Source organism: Candidatus Obscuribacterales bacterium (genome assembly GCA_019744775.1).
Taxonomy (GTDB): domain Bacteria; phylum Cyanobacteriota; class Vampirovibrionia; order Obscuribacterales; family Obscuribacteraceae; genus SBAT01.
This window is the reverse complement of record JAIETZ010000003.1, coordinates 661,390-677,731: the sequence shown is the minus strand read 5'-3', so window position 1 is coordinate 677,731 and position 16,342 is coordinate 661,390. Positions and strand designations below refer to the sequence as shown.

At 47.5% G+C, this 16,342-nt stretch carries 12 protein-coding genes, 2 tRNA genes and 1 rRNA gene; 5 read left to right on the top strand and 10 right to left on the bottom strand.

The features are described from left to right. Positions 1-1,887, bottom strand: a 23S ribosomal RNA gene (locus K2Y22_09730); the annotation flags it as partial. A gap of 312 nt (positions 1,888-2,199) precedes the next feature. On the opposite strand from K2Y22_09730, the gene K2Y22_09725 reads away from it, so the two are divergent. Beyond that, positions 2,200-3,042, top strand: a complete 843-nt coding sequence (locus K2Y22_09725; GenBank protein MBX9878723.1) for a hypothetical protein — start codon at positions 2,200-2,202, stop codon at positions 3,040-3,042. A gap of 8 nt (positions 3,043-3,050) precedes the next feature. Next, positions 3,051-4,703 carry a hypothetical protein gene (locus K2Y22_09720; GenBank protein MBX9878722.1) on the top strand — a complete coding sequence of 551 codons (1,653 nt, stop codon included), beginning with the start codon at positions 3,051-3,053 and terminating at the stop codon, positions 4,701-4,703. Between the two features lie 23 nt (positions 4,704-4,726). On the opposite strand, the gene K2Y22_09715 is transcribed toward K2Y22_09720, so the two are convergent. Together K2Y22_09715 and K2Y22_09710 are read right to left on the bottom strand one after the other, a co-directional pair. Further along, a tRNA-Ala gene (locus K2Y22_09715) sits at positions 4,727-4,799 on the bottom strand. A 120-nt stretch (positions 4,800-4,919) separates the two neighbouring features. Continuing rightward, positions 4,920-4,993, bottom strand: a tRNA-Ile gene (locus K2Y22_09710). A gap of 305 nt (positions 4,994-5,298) precedes the next feature. Between K2Y22_09710 and K2Y22_09705 the strand changes: the two genes are divergently transcribed. Both K2Y22_09705 and K2Y22_09700 read left to right on the top strand, forming a co-directional pair. Beyond that, entirely contained in the window at positions 5,299-6,519 is a 1,221-nt protein-coding gene (locus tag K2Y22_09705) for a hypothetical protein (GenBank protein MBX9878721.1), read from the top strand. A 124-nt stretch (positions 6,520-6,643) separates the two neighbouring features. After that, on the top strand, positions 6,644-7,618 hold the full coding sequence (locus K2Y22_09700) for a hypothetical protein (protein MBX9878720.1): 975 nt from the start codon (positions 6,644-6,646) through the stop codon (positions 7,616-7,618). On the opposite strand, the gene K2Y22_09695 is transcribed toward K2Y22_09700, so the two are convergent. Both K2Y22_09695 and K2Y22_09690 read right to left on the bottom strand, forming a co-directional pair. Then, positions 7,607-8,824: a DUF1574 domain-containing protein gene (locus tag K2Y22_09695; protein MBX9878719.1), complete on the bottom strand. Its 1,218-nt coding sequence runs from the start codon at positions 8,822-8,824 to the stop codon at positions 7,607-7,609. The two genes, K2Y22_09700 and K2Y22_09695, sit on opposite strands and share 12 nt — an antisense overlap. Positions 8,825-8,932: 108 nt before the next feature. Further along, complete coding sequence (locus tag K2Y22_09690) at positions 8,933-10,009, bottom strand: trypsin-like peptidase domain-containing protein (protein MBX9878718.1); 1,077 nt, start codon at positions 10,007-10,009, stop codon at positions 8,933-8,935. Between the two features lie 165 nt (positions 10,010-10,174). Between K2Y22_09690 and K2Y22_09685 the strand changes: the two genes are divergently transcribed. Beyond that, positions 10,175-10,870, top strand: coding sequence for a hypothetical protein (locus tag K2Y22_09685; GenBank protein ID MBX9878717.1), 696 nt, complete (start codon positions 10,175-10,177; stop codon positions 10,868-10,870). A gap of 78 nt (positions 10,871-10,948) precedes the next feature. Here the strand turns inward: K2Y22_09685 and K2Y22_09680 are convergent, their stop codons facing one another. The 5 genes from K2Y22_09680 to tyrS form a co-directional block, all read right to left on the bottom strand. Continuing rightward, entirely contained in the window at positions 10,949-11,953 is a 1,005-nt protein-coding gene (locus K2Y22_09680) for a cytochrome d ubiquinol oxidase subunit II (GenBank protein MBX9878716.1), read from the bottom strand. 9 nt (positions 11,954-11,962) lie between these two features. Next, positions 11,963-13,258 carry a cytochrome ubiquinol oxidase subunit I gene (locus tag K2Y22_09675; GenBank protein ID MBX9878715.1) on the bottom strand — a complete coding sequence of 432 codons (1,296 nt, stop codon included), beginning with the start codon at positions 13,256-13,258 and terminating at the stop codon, positions 11,963-11,965. Between the two features lie 5 nt (positions 13,259-13,263). Beyond that, positions 13,264-14,007, bottom strand: a complete 744-nt coding sequence (locus K2Y22_09670) for a chlorite dismutase family protein (GenBank protein ID MBX9878714.1) — start codon at positions 14,005-14,007, stop codon at positions 13,264-13,266. Between the two features lie 96 nt (positions 14,008-14,103). Beyond that, positions 14,104-14,751: a septal ring lytic transglycosylase RlpA family protein gene (locus K2Y22_09665; GenBank protein ID MBX9878713.1), complete on the bottom strand. Its 648-nt coding sequence runs from the start codon at positions 14,749-14,751 to the stop codon at positions 14,104-14,106. Positions 14,752-15,012: 261 nt separating this feature from the next. Continuing rightward, positions 15,013-16,260: a tyrosine--tRNA ligase gene (gene tyrS / locus K2Y22_09660; protein ID MBX9878712.1), complete on the bottom strand. Its 1,248-nt coding sequence runs from the start codon at positions 16,258-16,260 to the stop codon at positions 15,013-15,015. Positions 16,261-16,342: the final 82 nt, after the last annotated feature.

The following is a 16,342-nucleotide window of genomic DNA, read 5'->3' as shown; positions in this document are numbered from 1 at the left end:
CAGGAGTCAGCCCCTATACTTCACCTTACGGTTTTGCAGAGACCTGTGTTTTTGTTAAACAGTCGCTTGAACCTACTCGCTGCGACCATCTCGAGCTTCAGACGCGAAGTCCTACACCCTACCATGGCACCTCTTCTTCCGAAGTTACGAGGTTATTTTGCCGAGTTCCTTAGAGAGAGTTGTCTCGCGCACCTTAGTATTCTCTACCTGACTACCTGTGTCGGTTTCGGGTACGGGCACCTTGGCCTCCATCGCCACTTTTCTCGGCAGCATGGTATTTGCACAGTAACAGGGCCTGAACCCCTTCCCTACTTAGCCTCAGTTTTTAACGCCCAAGCGGATTTGCCTACCTGAGCTACCTACGCTGTTGGAAGTACCATGTCCAATGGGTACTCCGTGCATAACCTCCTGCGTCCTGACGACTTCAACGGTTTCGGTGGTGCGGGAATATTAACCCGCTGTGCATCGACTACGCCTTTCGGCCTCGCCTTAGCTCCCGACTAACCCCACGTGGACGAACCTGCCGTGGGAACCCTTAGTCTTTCGGTGCATTGGATTCTCACCAATGTTTTCGCTACTTAAGCCGACAGTCTCACTTCTGCTTCGTCCATGCGTCCTTTCGGTCACACTTCACCCTACAACAGAACGCTCCCCTACCAATTGATAAATCAATTCCACGATTTCGGTATCATATTTTAGCCCCGTACATTTTCGGCGCAGAGTCGCTTGACCAGTGAGCTATTACGCACTCTTTCAAGGATGGCTGCTTCTAAGCAAACCTCCTGGTTGTCTATGCAACTCCACCTCCTTAATCACTTAATATGAATTTTGGGACCTTAGTCGGTGGTCTGGACTGTTTTCCTCTTGACGACGGAACTTATCTCTCGCCGTCTAACTGCTGGACATACATTATGGGTATTCGGAGTTTAACTCGATTTGGTACGGATTTTCTCCGCCCGCACCGAACTAGTGCTCTACCCCCCATAAGCTTAATTCCAACGCGGTGCCTAAACACCTTTCGGGGAGAACCAGCTAGCTCCGGGTTCGATTGGCATTTCACCCCTAAACACAGCTCATCCGCTGATTTTTCAACATCAGTCGGTTCGGACCTTCATGCATTGTTACACACACTTCATCCTGGCCATGCCTAGATCACCCGGGTTCGGGTCTACCTCATGTAATTATCAACGCCCTTATCAGACTCGCTTTCGCTGTGGCTTCGCGTATTAACCGCTTAACCAACTACACAAGGTAACTCGCCGGCTCATTCTTCAACAGGCACACGGTCACACTATCTAATAGTGCTCCCATTGCTTGTATGCACACGGTTTCATGTTCTATTTCACTCCCCTCACCGGGGTTCTTTTCACCTTTCCTTCGCAGTACTTGTTCACTATCGGTCACCAGTCAGTATTTAGCCTTACCGGATGGTCCCGGCGGATTCATACAGAGTTTCACGTGCTCCGCATTACTTGGGATACTCCTGAGGTTCAGAGACTTTCGCTTACCGGCCTGTCACCGTCTTTGGAGGGCCTTTTCAGACCACTTCAACTATTCTCATCCCATCTCGTATAGAGTCCCGCTACCCCACCATGACTTGCGTCACAGAGGTTTGGGCTGTTCCCCGTTCACTCGCCGCTACTGAGGGAATCACTGTTTTGTTTTATTTTCTTCCCGGTACTAAGATGTTTCAGTTCCCGGACTTGCCTCGTTTCGACCTATTTATTCAGTCGACCGTCGTTAGACATTAACTCTAACGGGGTTGCCCCATTCGGACACCCGCGGATCTAAGCCCATAACGGCTCCCCGCGGCATTTCGCAGTTTATTGCGTCCTTCTTCGGCTGCTGGTGCCAAGGTATCCACCATGCGCACTTAGTAGCTTGACCAACGTCATTGCACGACACCCGGCGTGGGCATCGAGCAAGACAATGTCAAAACATTAGTCTTCTTATACAGACATTCAATTTCTCAATATGCAGTTTTCAGAGTACAGACCGAAAATTGTTCGGCTTTCCGGTCAGCCGCGTCTTGGGATTGCCCCGTGACGAACTATCAATAATAACAGATCGGCCTCCCCGTTTGCCACGATGTTTATAAGAGTTTTCTATTTCGCCTTGCCTTCTTATATAGGAGTTCGATATTTGGGGTTATATAAGGATGAGGGTGTGGGAAGGACCAGATGTAGATCTAGACATAGCATGGGCGTTTCGAGTCTTTTGAACCTAGTGAAAGGCAACCAAATTGCACGTCACGCAATCTGGCCGGCCATACATATATGTATTGTCCTTGCTTGCGTAGGCTTTATTTTCCATCAGCCCAACAGCTGCGCTGCTGCCGGAAAAATCAAAGTCGCACTCTTTGAAGACCGTGGCGCCTCGGCTCCAGCCAAAAAGAATTTTGAGACGGTGTTAAGCAATAGCGATGATGTCCAATTTCAAACTATTTACGGTGAAGATATTGCCGCCGGCAGCCTTCAAGGTTTTGATGCACTCATCATGCCGGGCGGCAGCGCCGCAAAAGAAGCAATAAGTCTTGGTCCGCAAGCGCGCGCCGAAGTGCGTCGCTTTGTGCGTGACGGCGGCATTTACATGGGAGTATGTGCGGGAGCTTATCTATCTTCTGAAGCGCAAGAAAATTACTTGGGTTTATTGCCGCTTACAACATTGGATCAAAAACATTGGTACAGAGTTGATGACGGAACACCCGTAAATGTTGAGCTGACTTCTGCCGGCATGGATGTCTTCGGCTTGAAAGATCGCAATATCAGAATCGTCTATGAGAACGGCCCAATCTTTGCACCGCCTGACGAAAAAGTAGATGACTCATTCACACCTCTAGGATTTTTCCGCAGCGAAGTAGTTGCCGATGGTGGACAGCGCGGCGTAATGCTCGGAGCGCCGGCAATGATTCTTTCTCGCTACGGCAAAGGAATTGTTATGGCGATGAGCCCGCACCCGGAAAAAACACCTGGTCTGAAATTCATGATTGTTCGCGCGCTGCGCTGGATGTACGACCACCGTAATTCATCGCGACCTAACTAGAGACCACAATGAGAACACTCACAACACACCTGATCGCGCTAAGTGCATGTTTAGTTCTCCTCATGCTCTTCACTCCGGCATTCAGTCAAAGTGAAAGAATAAAAGTGGCAATTTTTGTTGGAGGCGGCACCGAGCCCGATGAATTCCTCAAAGAATTTCGCAATACCGCCGATGACTCAATCTATTGGGAGCGAATATACAACGACGACATTCGCAATGGCGCGCTGGACAATTTTGATGCACTGGTTATCCCCGGCGGCAGCGCAATTTCTGAATCTCGCAGCATGGGCGCAATAGCCCGGCAAAACATTCGCCGTTTTGTGTCACAAGGAGGTATTTATTTAGGCGTCTGCGCCGGTGGCTACCTTGCCTCATCTGACGACACTACCGATCTCGGCTTTTTTCCTCTTGAAACAGCCGACGGTGATCATTGGTATCGCGTAGATCCTGATAATGGCCCGTTAATCGACATCGAACTTACCAAAGCCGGCATGGAAATTTTTGGTATAAATCAAAACCGCATCAAACTCATCTACGAAAACGGTCCTATCTTTGCTCCAGCCGCTCAGAAGTCGGAAAACACATTTACCACTCTTGCCTATTTTCGCAGCGAAGTGGTGGGAGATGGCGGACAGCCTGGAGTGATGATCAATTCACCGGCAATCATCCTCGCCCAGTATGGCAAGGGCAGCGTCTTGTCCATTAGCCCGCACCCAGAAGAAACACCCGGCTACAAACAAGCAGAAATACACGCAATTCACTGGCTGTATGATCATCGCCCCGGCTCATCGTCGAAAACGACATCACAACCTATCACGACTGCACCACCGCAATCAAACCCCAACGGCCACGTCTCATCATCTAAAATGGTGTCACAACCTGTCACGACTGTACCCGGTCCTAGTAGGGGCGCATTGCATGCGCCCGCACAAAATACACAGGCGACACCCCCACAAACAAATCCCAATGGACCCGCCTCGCCGCTAAGCGAACAAGCATTGAAATTGGCAGAATCCATATTCGACAACGCAACCGATGTGAAATACGTTCACCACGAAGTACCTGCATCTCAGCAAATCGAAAAAGAATCCGACGGCACACTTGAAGCACATACCGACTGCTCCGGTTTCATCAGCTACATCGTGCATGCAGTAGCACCACGCCACTACCAGGAAGTGCGCTCACGCGAACCCGACTGGAGTTATCCACAAGCAAAAATCTGGGCCACGTTTTTCAACAGCCTTGATAGCGGCGCACCCGAAGGCGGCTGGCTGCGCATCGACAATTGGAAAGATCTTCGACCCGGCGACATCGCCGCCTGGAAAGAAGTAGGCGGTGAAAACACAGGACACGTAATGATGGTCATGAATCGACCAGGAAATATTCAAGAAAATAACGGCTACCGTTATGTCGAACTACCTGTCATAGACAGCTCAACAACGTACCACTTCACCCCTGAATACTTGCCACCAAAAGCCGGACAGAAGCACCGCAACGGTGTCGGCATGGGAGTCATTCGCCTAATGCTTTCTGATGACGACAAAGTCACAGGTTATTGGGCCGGCACTTACTGGGGCGAAGGCGACAAACCAATTAAGGGTCCTGCCAATTGCAATATGATCCGCTTTGCGCGTCTAATGCCTATGACCGCAAACGACTAAGTTGTATTTAATTTTCTAAAATTTGGAGGATAGCGGATTCGAACCGCTGACCTTCTCGGTGCAAACGAGACGCTCTACCAACTGAGCCAATCCCCCTTATATATGCTCCGGTTTCGGCTTCGCCTCAACCTTCGCCTGCCATCCGGCAATAGACGCCTCGCTAGCGACCTGCTCACCGCAGCTCTTGCTCGGCTGATTTTCCCCGGAGGAAAAATCTGGGCCATCCTGGACTCGAACCAGGGACCTCACCCTTATCAGGGGTGCGCTCTAGCCACCTGAGCTAATAGCCCGTATCCTTTTTAAGCTCCGGCTTCGGCTTAACGCCTCTGCCTTCGCCTGCCATCCGGCTTATCCTGCTTCGTTCGGCAGCGACCGCTTCACCAGCGCTCTTGCCTCACTTCGAGTGTTCGCCTTCGGCAACCTGACTTTGATTCGCAGCAGTGCCACGCTTCTTGTCAGGGTAGCTGAGAAGATTCTATCACCAAGCTGGCAGCATATCTATCGCATTACAAATTGTGAGATGAGAGAATGCAAAGCCAAGAGTTTTGCCGGACGGGTATTATCGGCGCTAGAGCATTCATAAATAGAGGACAACGTGACAAAAACTTGGTGGCTCTACGTTCTTTATTTTGCCTTTAGATTTGCTTGGCTTTTGACGCTTCCGTTAACTGAAGCGCCCGATGAAGCCAATCATCTTTGGGTGGTCCGCTTCCTATTCGATAACATGCGGCTACCTACACACGAAGAAGTATTTGCCGCCGGCACGCCGGCTGTCTATGGATCGTTAGCCCAGTTTGGTTACGCACCACATCTACTCATAGCAAAATTCTTTCCCGTTTCGATGCTGGACACAACGGCTAGAGTCGGCAGCATATTTATTGGAGTAGGCACGCTTTGGGCTGCAATTCAAATCGGCAAAGAATTATTCGCCGACAAACCGCTGTACAGAATGGCGTTGCCTTTGTTGATCGTCGTACATCCGCAATTGGTATTCGTAAATAGTTACATCAATCCGGATAGCACAACAATAACTCTCACAAGCATCATCTTCTACCTCTTGGTCGTCGCAATCAAACGAGGTCTAACGACAAAGAAATCATTACTCATCGGACTTCTGCTTGGTTGGGTAGCCTTGGCTAAACAAACAGGACTTGTTCTAATTCCGGCAATTTTCGGCGGTATGGCTGCAGCACTCTGGCTCCATTCGGCATCACTTTCAACTTCTGCAGCTTGCCTGTCATTTGCATTCGGAAGCATGACCGGCATCAGCCTCTGGTGGTTTGTGCGCAACTTCTACGAATTCGGTGGCGATGTCTTTGGTTCCAAGACTATGTATCAAACATGGTCGACAATATTGCCTCGCAAAGATGGTGTCATTGTTCATCCTTGGCCATTGATCACCAGTTACGCTTGGTGGCGTTATGTCTGGTTTGATTTCTGGGGTCTCTTTGGATACATGAATCGCTACTTGTGGAGACCGATTTACTTCATTTACATGGGCATCACAGCAGCTTCTATTTACGGTTGGCTGCCAAAGCCGACACTACCGAAAAAGGATCGTACCGAGACTGCCATTTGGATTCTCTTTGCCGTATGCATTCTCTTGCACTTGGGTTCAATGCTATACGTTACTATAACCAATGTCTCCGGTCCACACGGGCGTTATCTATTCCCTTCGGTGATTCCTGTCTTTGCCTTGCTGCTGGCGGGTTTTTCACGCCTAACGCCTCGAGTCGGAAATGCAATAACGTGGCTAATAATTGGATTAAGCACCGCTTCAACGATAGGCGCTTGGCTCTGTTTCTATCGCCCCTGACTTAAAACCAGTATCCAACCTCGCCAATTAACCCGAATATCCGTTCTAGTAAGCGCCCACATGGGGGTTTTCCCCAAACCAATTTCGCCTATCTGCCTATAGAATTTGAACTATGGCAAATCCTATGAAAGCCTTATTCGGGCTTGTAGCTCACCGAGACAACAACGAACAGCCGCTTCCCTCAAAGGCGGAAGATTCTGTTTCCGACAACTTCCACAAAGAAGCCTACGAGACATTTAACCTCCAAGTGGAAAAGAGACAAAAACTGCACAGAGTCCACGAGTCAGATGTGGAATTAGCCAAGCCAATAGACAATGCCGCCATACTGCAATTATCTCGCGAAGAGCGTCAAGAACGCTTCGAGCATGCTATCAAGGTCAAGTTGGGCGAACCCTGGGACTACCTCGCTCGTCAAATTACTCTTTGTCGCGAAGACTATACAAACAATAAAGGCGAAGAAGAACCAAATTATTATCGGTGCCGTCGTTTCAAGCGCCAGACAGAAGTGCGCATGGATGAATACCCATCAGAGAAATTCTACTTTCAAGCACAATGCTGCGCGCGCACTCCAGTCAACAAGAAATCGCTCAATGAATTTGCTGCTATTGCTGATTACTATGGATTTGGTGTCAAAGAAAAACCGGTGCCAATCTTCTTCGACATAGAGCTTGCGGTAAAAGAGAAAGAAGCACAAGACAACACAAGTCCATACTACGGTGGTCAAATCGAAAAAGGACTCGGCGGCGGCGACAACTACTTTATGCTCGGTGTTACCTTAGAAGACGGCACTCTTTATCGCTATAAGCAAACCGAAAGCGGTCAGAAGACATTCCGCGATCAAGACGGATTATGGTTGTGCAAAGACTCTAAAGAACCAATGCCTGCGGACTCTTTCTGGGGCACACAGCACACTTGGGTATTATACAAACAAAACACAGACAACAAAGATGTCTATCTAGAACAGCCGACAACAAAGCAATTCGCCATCAAGCTTACTGAAAATCAGGATTCGCTCTTACAGATTTTTGAAGATGGCACAGTCAAACAAATTACTGCAGACGGCGTCGTCATTAATAAGCCTGTTAAATCAGGGTCTTGAAGCGATACTGGCGTCTTGTTTGATAGCTGCAAGCAAGTCCTGACGTTTTGCAATTCCTTCGGCAAACACATCTAGGATTTTTGCTCCGCCGGATGCATTCATGTGAACTGTATCGACAAAGTCGCATTTTTCAAAATCATTGCAATGTGACACGTCTACAAAATAGGCACCGTTTCTTTGGCAAAGGGTGTTGAGCGTCAGTCTATAAGTGCTCCAGAATGCCGGCGACAAAAGTTGACGATTTTCCGGACGCGTCGGCATGCCCACTACTAAAACTTTGACATTTTCTTTTGCCAGCCACGAAAGTAATTCATCGAAGAATGCCAACTGAATAGGGTAATTCGGCGGGTTGGGGTCTTTATAGCGTTTTACGTATTCATAGGAATTATCGACATAAATAGGCGGCATGTTTGCCGGAATCATCCACTCACCAGGTTTTACGACCTGCGCAGCATTAGACACAGCAGCCAACAAAGCATTGCCGGAATGTTTCTTGGGTTCTTCCTTCTTCTGTCCAAGCAAATAAGTATCGAGAATAGAATGAACTTGACGCAATGGCAATTTATCAAAAGTCATACCTAATTGCGCATTCAATCTGGCAATCGGATCCGGATAAGCTAGCTGAGTCATCCTACCGGTATCAACAAATCGACTGAAGTAATTAAACGGAGCTGTGGCACTAGCGACAGGCAATTCATTATCAATAAAGTCACGTGGCGAAACTCCAATAATCACTAACTTCGGTTTGGAATAACCACCAAACAACGCTTTAGCCACCATGTAATAGTCGGAAGCCACTGCACCTGCTATTGCCGCGTTGAATACTCTTAGATTGCCATCACCGACAGTTTTGTTGAGCCTGTGCTCTAGTGAAGTGATTTCTCTGTGTGTCAGCGTGTCAATTACTTGTTGTGATTCATGCGCGTCAGTTGCCAGAACAGCAGTGTTAATCTGCGAGCTTCCTAAGACAACAACATCAGCAGGATTCTTCGCATCGACATATTCTTTGGTCAACCACCAAGCCCAACTACCATAGCCCGGCTGGTGATATTCCTTCTCACTGAACATTTCCCGGCAAATGCGTCCGTCAGAGGCGCCTACTGTCTTGCCTACGACCAGATTAACAACCAGAAAGGCAAGAGCCGCCACTACAAAGCAGCTTGTAATAACTTGCCGGCTTAATTTTGCGGGTTCAAATCCCTGCATGGCTGACTGGCCTTACGTTCTGGGCAACGGAGCCCGGTTCCAAAGATGACATGATACGGTCCAGGCGGCTCGCCTGTCCAGACGATCTAATTAAGGCTGGAGTTAGGGCTAGGGACTAGTCTCAGGCTTCTTGTCCTTAAGTAACTTGTCGATATGCTGCTGGAAGGCTGACTCCGAAAAACCAACGCTGTCTTCCTGGCTCAATATCTCACCATCCGGCCCAACGCCTATATAAATTACCGTCGGCAAAGCCCTTACGTTGAAAGCCCGCGCGAAGTCCTTGTCCTTGTCAAAATTGACTCTTACGACTTGCAAACTTTCGCCATATTTCTTCTCAGTTTTATCGAGTGTTGATTGCATTTTCTGGCAAGCCGGACACCAATCCGCACCAATTTCAATAACTGTTGGCTTGGTCAACTTACCAACCTTGTCGGTAATGGCTTTCAGTTGCGCTTCGGTTGGTTTTTCAACAGTCTCTGCGGCATCAGCAGACGCAGTCTCTCTTTTACCATCCAGAACACTCTGGATTTCATAGACATCATCAAATTTGACCAAGACATTTTGGGATGCGCTTGGCTTGGTTTCTCTCTGCGTACGATACATACCGACGACTTCGCCATCTTCGTTAATAAGCGGACTGCCGGACATGCCCACTTCTGGTGGCATTACACAGTCGATAAATTGCTGTCTCGGTACATCTTCGCCCTCAACAAAATAATGCGATTGCACGCGTCCAGCTGCTAATACAGGCGGAGCATTCCATTCTTTATGTCCATAGACATAAACACTTTCACGTTCAACAAGTTCATCACTTGAGCCTAGTTTCAAACCCTTATGACTGCCCGGCTTAACACCAGGCAATTTGAGTACTACTTCGTCGTGACCATCTTGGCGTTTCTCAATTTCCGCAGCAATTGTTTCACCAGTATTTGTAACTATCTGAATATTCTTAATCGCGTCTTCCGACTGAAAGAGATTATTGCTTGTGACAATTTCCGTACCATCATTGATGAAAAATCCATCGCAACAAAATTTGGTATCTGTCCCCGCCATCACTTTCACAACTGATCCGCGCACGTCTTCTAGAAGCCGCGTCGCAGCCTGTGTCCTGATATCGTTCTGTTCAAGCTTGAGGGTGGATTCCAGTTCGCTGGAATTGGGAATTAACGGGTTCAGAGGTGCCATTATGGGTTTCCTTTTGTGCCTTTTACCTGCGGTCAGTCTAGGGGTAAATGCAGTCCGGCTCAATGGTGGACTTCCCACAATCAGCCTAAAAATCCCGCTATGAATTAACACAGCCATGGGATTCCCACCACAGACATTGATTTAATGCGTCCCTATCATGGAGCCATGTCCGAGAAAGATATTGGCAAAGAGCTGGACAGGCTGCTCAATTTGACGCCTGCCGAAGAACCGCGCAATCCGCTGGATAGCGTCTGCCGTCTATCCATCGAAATTAGTAAAGGCGTTGACTTCAGCCCTCTCACTTCTGACGAAGAGCTCGAATTGGCACAACGAAACGGACCTGAGGCTCAAGCAGCAAAGGCGAAGTACAGTAATGACTTATTCCGTGCAAGCAGGTGCATGGAAAGAAACTACCAAATTGCTGACGCAGAAAAGGCATTAGAAAAGCTGGTTATATTTGACAATAACTCAAAGTGCTTTGAAGGAATAGCAGCAGAGCATTTATTTCACCTTGCCGTTACAGAAGAGCGCCAGGGTAAATTAGACGAAGCAGAAGAGCACTATCGAAAAGGCACTCAAGAAACACAACAAGAAAAACAAGAACGCCTGATGGAATTTGCTATGCCTCTACGCAAAAGCATCAAACAGCTTGAGTGGATTGAAGAAGTTCTTGATGACGTACCCAAAGACCAGCGCAAAGCAGAGAATTTTGCAGCGCTTGCCAGAATAGCTAAACGTCGAGGTTTTGATCAACTGTCAACAGAATTGCTGCACAGGGCCTATTCAAAAGACAGCACCAACGGTAAATTCCTGCAGCAAGCTGCAGATCCAAAAAACTTCGAGCTGCTCTATTTCGACTAGTCGAGTTATATTGTGCCGTTGCCGATTGTTTAAAGTAGGCAATGATGGAGGCTATGACCGATTGTTCCGGTTTTTCAATTAATCCGCTTTCTTTGTCTTAAATACAACAAAGAGATAATAAAAGGACGGGAAAAGAAGCAATGCGCCTGCAATTAAGGCTCCCAGCAAAAGTTCCAACGTGATCTTAGGTGCAGCGGCGGCGTATATGGTTATGGCAGGTCTCACCAGAAACGGGAATTGTGCGAGCGCCCAGCCCCACAATATTAATGAGACCTGAAGGACCGTAAAAAGTCTCGCCAAATCATACTTGCGCATCCAGAGCGTGATAATCGCTCCGATTGCAAAAAATCCGGTCGCCAGATGTAGTGGAATAGTCCAGATGCTGTTTGTTAACACATGCCTTATGTGAGGAGCATCATCACCAGCTAAAAGAAATACCAACACAGCCATTAGAAATACAAGGATGCTTGATACCAGTGCACGCTTGCGAAAGTCTTCTTTTACATCTGCATCCTCAGCCTCTAGGGTCAAATAAACAGAAGCTAGAAATGCAAACAAAATTAGAGCAAAAAACCCCACACAAACAGGAAACGGTCGCAACCACGTCCAGACAAAACTGGAAACAAAATCCGAGGTCAACAAAGGGAATTTATCTGAGGATATTGCGCCGACAAGAATACCTATTAGGATGGGCGTAATAGTGCTGGCAATGGCAAACATACGCCCCCAGCGCCGCTGCACCGAGTCATCTTTGGTGTCATAGCTTCTGAATGTAAAAGCAGACCCACGCAAGACAATTCCAACAAGCATTAAGGTCAAGGGAATATTCAAGTAAGTGCTTATCTGCCCGAAAGCCAGAGGAAAGCCTGTAAACAGAATGACAATTACTAATATCAACCAAACGTGGTTCGCTTCCCAAATTGGTCCGATTGCTTCCGCGATCAATTCTCTTTGCTTATCTCTGCGTGGACCAAATGAAAGAAGATCCCACACGCCACCACCGTAATCAGCACCACCTAAAAGAACATAGAAGTTCAGCGAGATAACCATAATGATTGCTAAAAGAACTTCTATAGGCAGCATGCATGCACCTTACGGCGAACTTTCAATTACCTGACGGCGAATAAGCCAAACTACGATCACAAACAAAAAAACATAGAGCAAACTAAAAAATGCAAAGGGCACGATAAGCCCCGGCATAGGTGTCACTACATCGGCTGTTTTAAGAACGCTTTGTATTACCCAGGGTTGACGCCCCACTTCTGTGACCAACCAACCACATTCCACAGCAAGGAATCCCAGCGGTGCCGAAAAAACCATTGTCTTCAAAAATGTCGTGGAATCCGGCAATACTCTTTTACGCCAGTATATAAATGCAGCCCATAGCGAAACCAGCATCATTACCATGCCGCAGCCAAGCATTATTTGAAAGGCATTGCGAATGATGTAGATATTCGGCCAAAGATCTCTTGGGTAGTCATTCAAACCTTTAACAACAGCCTTGGGATCACTAAATGCAAGAATGCTTAGCAAATACGGTATAGATATTGCGTACTTGTTCTCACGCGCTTCCAAATCCGGAATTCCGCCAATTTGCAATGGCGCTCCTGCCTCAGTTTGAAAATGCGCTTCAAACGCAGCTAGTTTTACCGGCTGAAAATGCGCTACTGTTTTAGCAAGGAAGTCCCCACTTAACGGCTCCAATATACCCATAACCACGCCTATTGAAAGAGCAATAGCAAATGCGGCTCGATGAAAGCGATTGGTTTTATCTTTAAGAAGCATAAAAGCGTGAATACCGGCAACAAGGAAACCGGTTGCCGCGTAAGCCGCAATATCCATATGCAAGATTTGAGGTAAAGCAGCCGGCGTAAACATTGCTGCAACAGGATCGATATCCACGGGCTTGCCGTTTTCCAGGCGAAATCCTGCTGGGGTATTCATCCAAGCATTGGCAATCACAACAAAAGTTGCTGAGGCAGCACCGCTTAAAGCCACAACTACACCAGCAAGCAAGTGTTGCACCTTACTTACTTTCTCCCATCCATAGAGATAGATGCCTAAGAAAATGGCTTCCGTAAAGAAGGCAAATCCTTCAAGAGCGAAAGGCATACCGATTACAGCACCGGCAAATTCCATAAACTTCGGCCACAAAAGACCAAGCTCAAAAGATATTACCGTTCCCGACACAGCTCCCACCGCAAACAAAATTGCGGTGCCCTTAGCCCAGCGTTTAGCTAAGTCCAAATAAACATCGTCACCGGTTTTAAGCCACAGCCATTCGGCGATCACCATCAACAAGGGCATGGCAACACCAATGCAAGCGAAGACAATATGGAAGACCAGCGAGACCCCCATTTGCATTCGAGCGAAGATTAAATCTTCCATGTGCCTTAGCCACCTAGGCTGTCGAGCATTTCCTTGGTGCTCATGGCGATACAAGTAATAATTGGCGTATCGCGCAAGGTGTATAGACTGCCTTTGGATTCACGCAACTCTTGCACCAGATCCAAAAAATCAGCTGGGACATCAGTTTCAAAAGCCACCACAAATTCTTGATCATCGATGCCGAAAGAATAAGTAGTGTTCAATTTCACTGATGGGTACTTATTGCCAATTCGGATGTGCTCATCCATCATCAACTGGCGCTCTTCCATCGGCAAAAGATACCATTCACGCTTCTTCAAAAACGGGTAAACGAAGAAGTACTTGAACTTGCCTGGAATGACATGAGCTCTGTCTTCCTGATGCTCAGGGTTAATTCTGTCCAAATACATAGAACGCTTTGTCATAGCCAAAAACGAATGCGGACGCGTAAGATATGCGCCCATTGAGGTTGCCGCGATAGCCGTGGTCAATTCTTGAATAGGCTCCAGCTCAAATGAAATTATCCAGAGCAAGAAGTCTGCATCGCCACGCATACCAACTGTTGAATAGGTAAGAATCTGGCACTTCTTCTCATCGACAAAACGCTTAATTACTTGCTCAATTTCTTTTTTGCCTTGCTCGCGTTCTTGCTTAGGCAATTTCCGCCACTGCGGATCTATTTGATAAAAGGAAAAGCTGACAAATTGCCTGCGCAGTTTCGGCTGCCTTTGAGCGGCATCTGCTTGCGGTTGCATGGTTGTTGAACTCATTGAGCAAATCTCCCGTCGGGAACAGGAACAGTTTAGTCCCCAACAGGCTACGCGTTGTCAGTTGTAACAATGATTTTCACTATTATAAGTAAATTCTTAGAGGACCTTCCACTCAACCTCGCCGATACCTGAGCGAATCATATGCAATTGGCGTGCGGCTTCCTTGGATAAGTCCAAGACACGCTTGCCCGCATACGGACCTCTGTCAGTAATGGTAACGACAGCACTTCTGTTAGTTGCTTTGTTGGTGACAAGCAGCTTTGTGCCGAAAGGAAGGCTCTTGTGAGCGGCGGTCATTTCGTTCATGTCATAACGCGTGCCGGATGCCGTCCTTCTTCCGTGAAAGCGTGGTCCATACCAGGAAGCAATGCCGGCGCTTTCGGCAGTGGCTGTGCTCATCAGGCTGCCCAAGCTGTGTCCGCCATGATGAGCGATCGCAAATGGTCTCCATCTTTTCTTAGATTTTGCTCGTGCCAAATGTCTTTTGTGTTTAGTCTTGATTTTTGCCACTTTTGATTTTGGCTTAATTACCTTTTTCAATTCAGACTGAGACATAGCTTCTTCTTCAACTAGAAATCTATGATTACCTGCTTCAACTGCTGTCACTGTGGCAACAAAGGCGCTCGCTTTAGTGACCATAAACATCACCATAAGCGCAATTGTTGTCGACACAAAAACCAAAAAATTGCCGCTGGACCCACGATTGTTATTGGTCCAGCAACGATATACAAAGCCGCTTGCCATTGTAGTTTCCTCTAGAAGGGCGCAAAGAACTGAATGGGCAAAAATATGCCCACAACCCTCTTATGACCCATGCCGATAGTCAGCCGAGCTACCTCAGAGCGCTGCCTAATGCATTACTTAGAAGTCCAGCCAATCCGTCCCACTGTAATTCTTGACTACACCCTATTGGACTTTGTTCCCAAAGCCGCCATACATGCCAATTATGAAGAAATTATTTCCGTGCGTCGTAGGGGCGCATTGCATGCGCCCGTTGGAATCGAGCTATTTGTTAACCAGACGAACAAACTTACGGCGACCGACCTGCAACACAACCCCTTCCGGCTTGCTGATTGTCACTTGAGCATTGGGCTCGCGGACTTGCTCGCCATCAAGGCGCACCGCACCTTCTTGTATTAGGCGCTTCGCTTCACCGGTACCGGAGGTCAATTTGGATTCAACCATAATTCGAAATAGCTGGCAATCAGCGGTGACAACATGCGAAGGTATTTCTTCAGGCACTTGCCTTTCACTGTGCACGCGAGTCCATTCCAAAAGCGCCTTGTCTGCAATATCCTTGTTGTGGTACTGGCAGACTATTTGCCAAGCCAACTTTTCTTTGGCATCCTTAGGATTGGCTCCGGCAGCCAATTCTGCCTTGAGCTTATCTATTTCAGCACCAGTCCAATCGGTAGTCATCTCAAAGTATTTGATGATCAAATTGTCCGGTATGCGCATGCATTTGCCGAACATATCATCAGGAATTTCTTTGAGCCCGATGTAATTGTTGTACGACTTGGACATTTTCTGCACGCCGTCAGTGCCTTCCAATAATGGAAGCAACATCGCTAGCTGCTGTGATTGTCCATAATGTCCTTGTAGTTCACGTCCGGCAAGAATATTGAATCGTTGATCAGTACCACCTAATTCAATGTCGGATTTAATTGCGACAGAATCATAGCCTTGCAATATTGGATAAAACAATTCGTGCAAATGCACCGGCAATTGTTGTTCAATACGACTGCCGAATGCTTCTTTTGCCAACATTTGATTGACAGTTACTTTGCTCGCTAACTTGATGAGGTCATTCAAATTTAGGGGAGCCAACCAGTCGCCATTGTTTGTGACTTCTGCCTTATTAAGATCGATGATTGAACCCATCTGATCTAGATAAGTCTTAGCATTGACGGCTACGTCATCTGCAGTCAAAGGCGGGCGCGTTGAATTGCGTCCAGTCGGATCGCCAATTTGTGCGGTAAATCCGCCAATAATCACAACAATCTGATGACCGAATTTTTGAAAACGACTTAACTTACGAAAACAAACAGCATGTCCCACATGCAAATCCGTTGATGTTGGGTCGATTCCTAACTTCACACGAAGCGGTCTACCTTCTTTGCGAGCCTGCCAAATTTTGGCTGCCAGGGCATTTACCCCATCCGGCAAAATCTCCGCGCCACGGGCGAGTTCAGCTGCTTCCTCAAGGATGTCCTGAGGAATTGCTTGCTTGGCAATGTCTTCTGTCTTATTCATAGAACAAGAATCTTATCATGACGCCCGCTTTGCCTTGCCTGCCTTCATTAAGCGGGTTAAAATTTTCGGGTCAACAATAGGA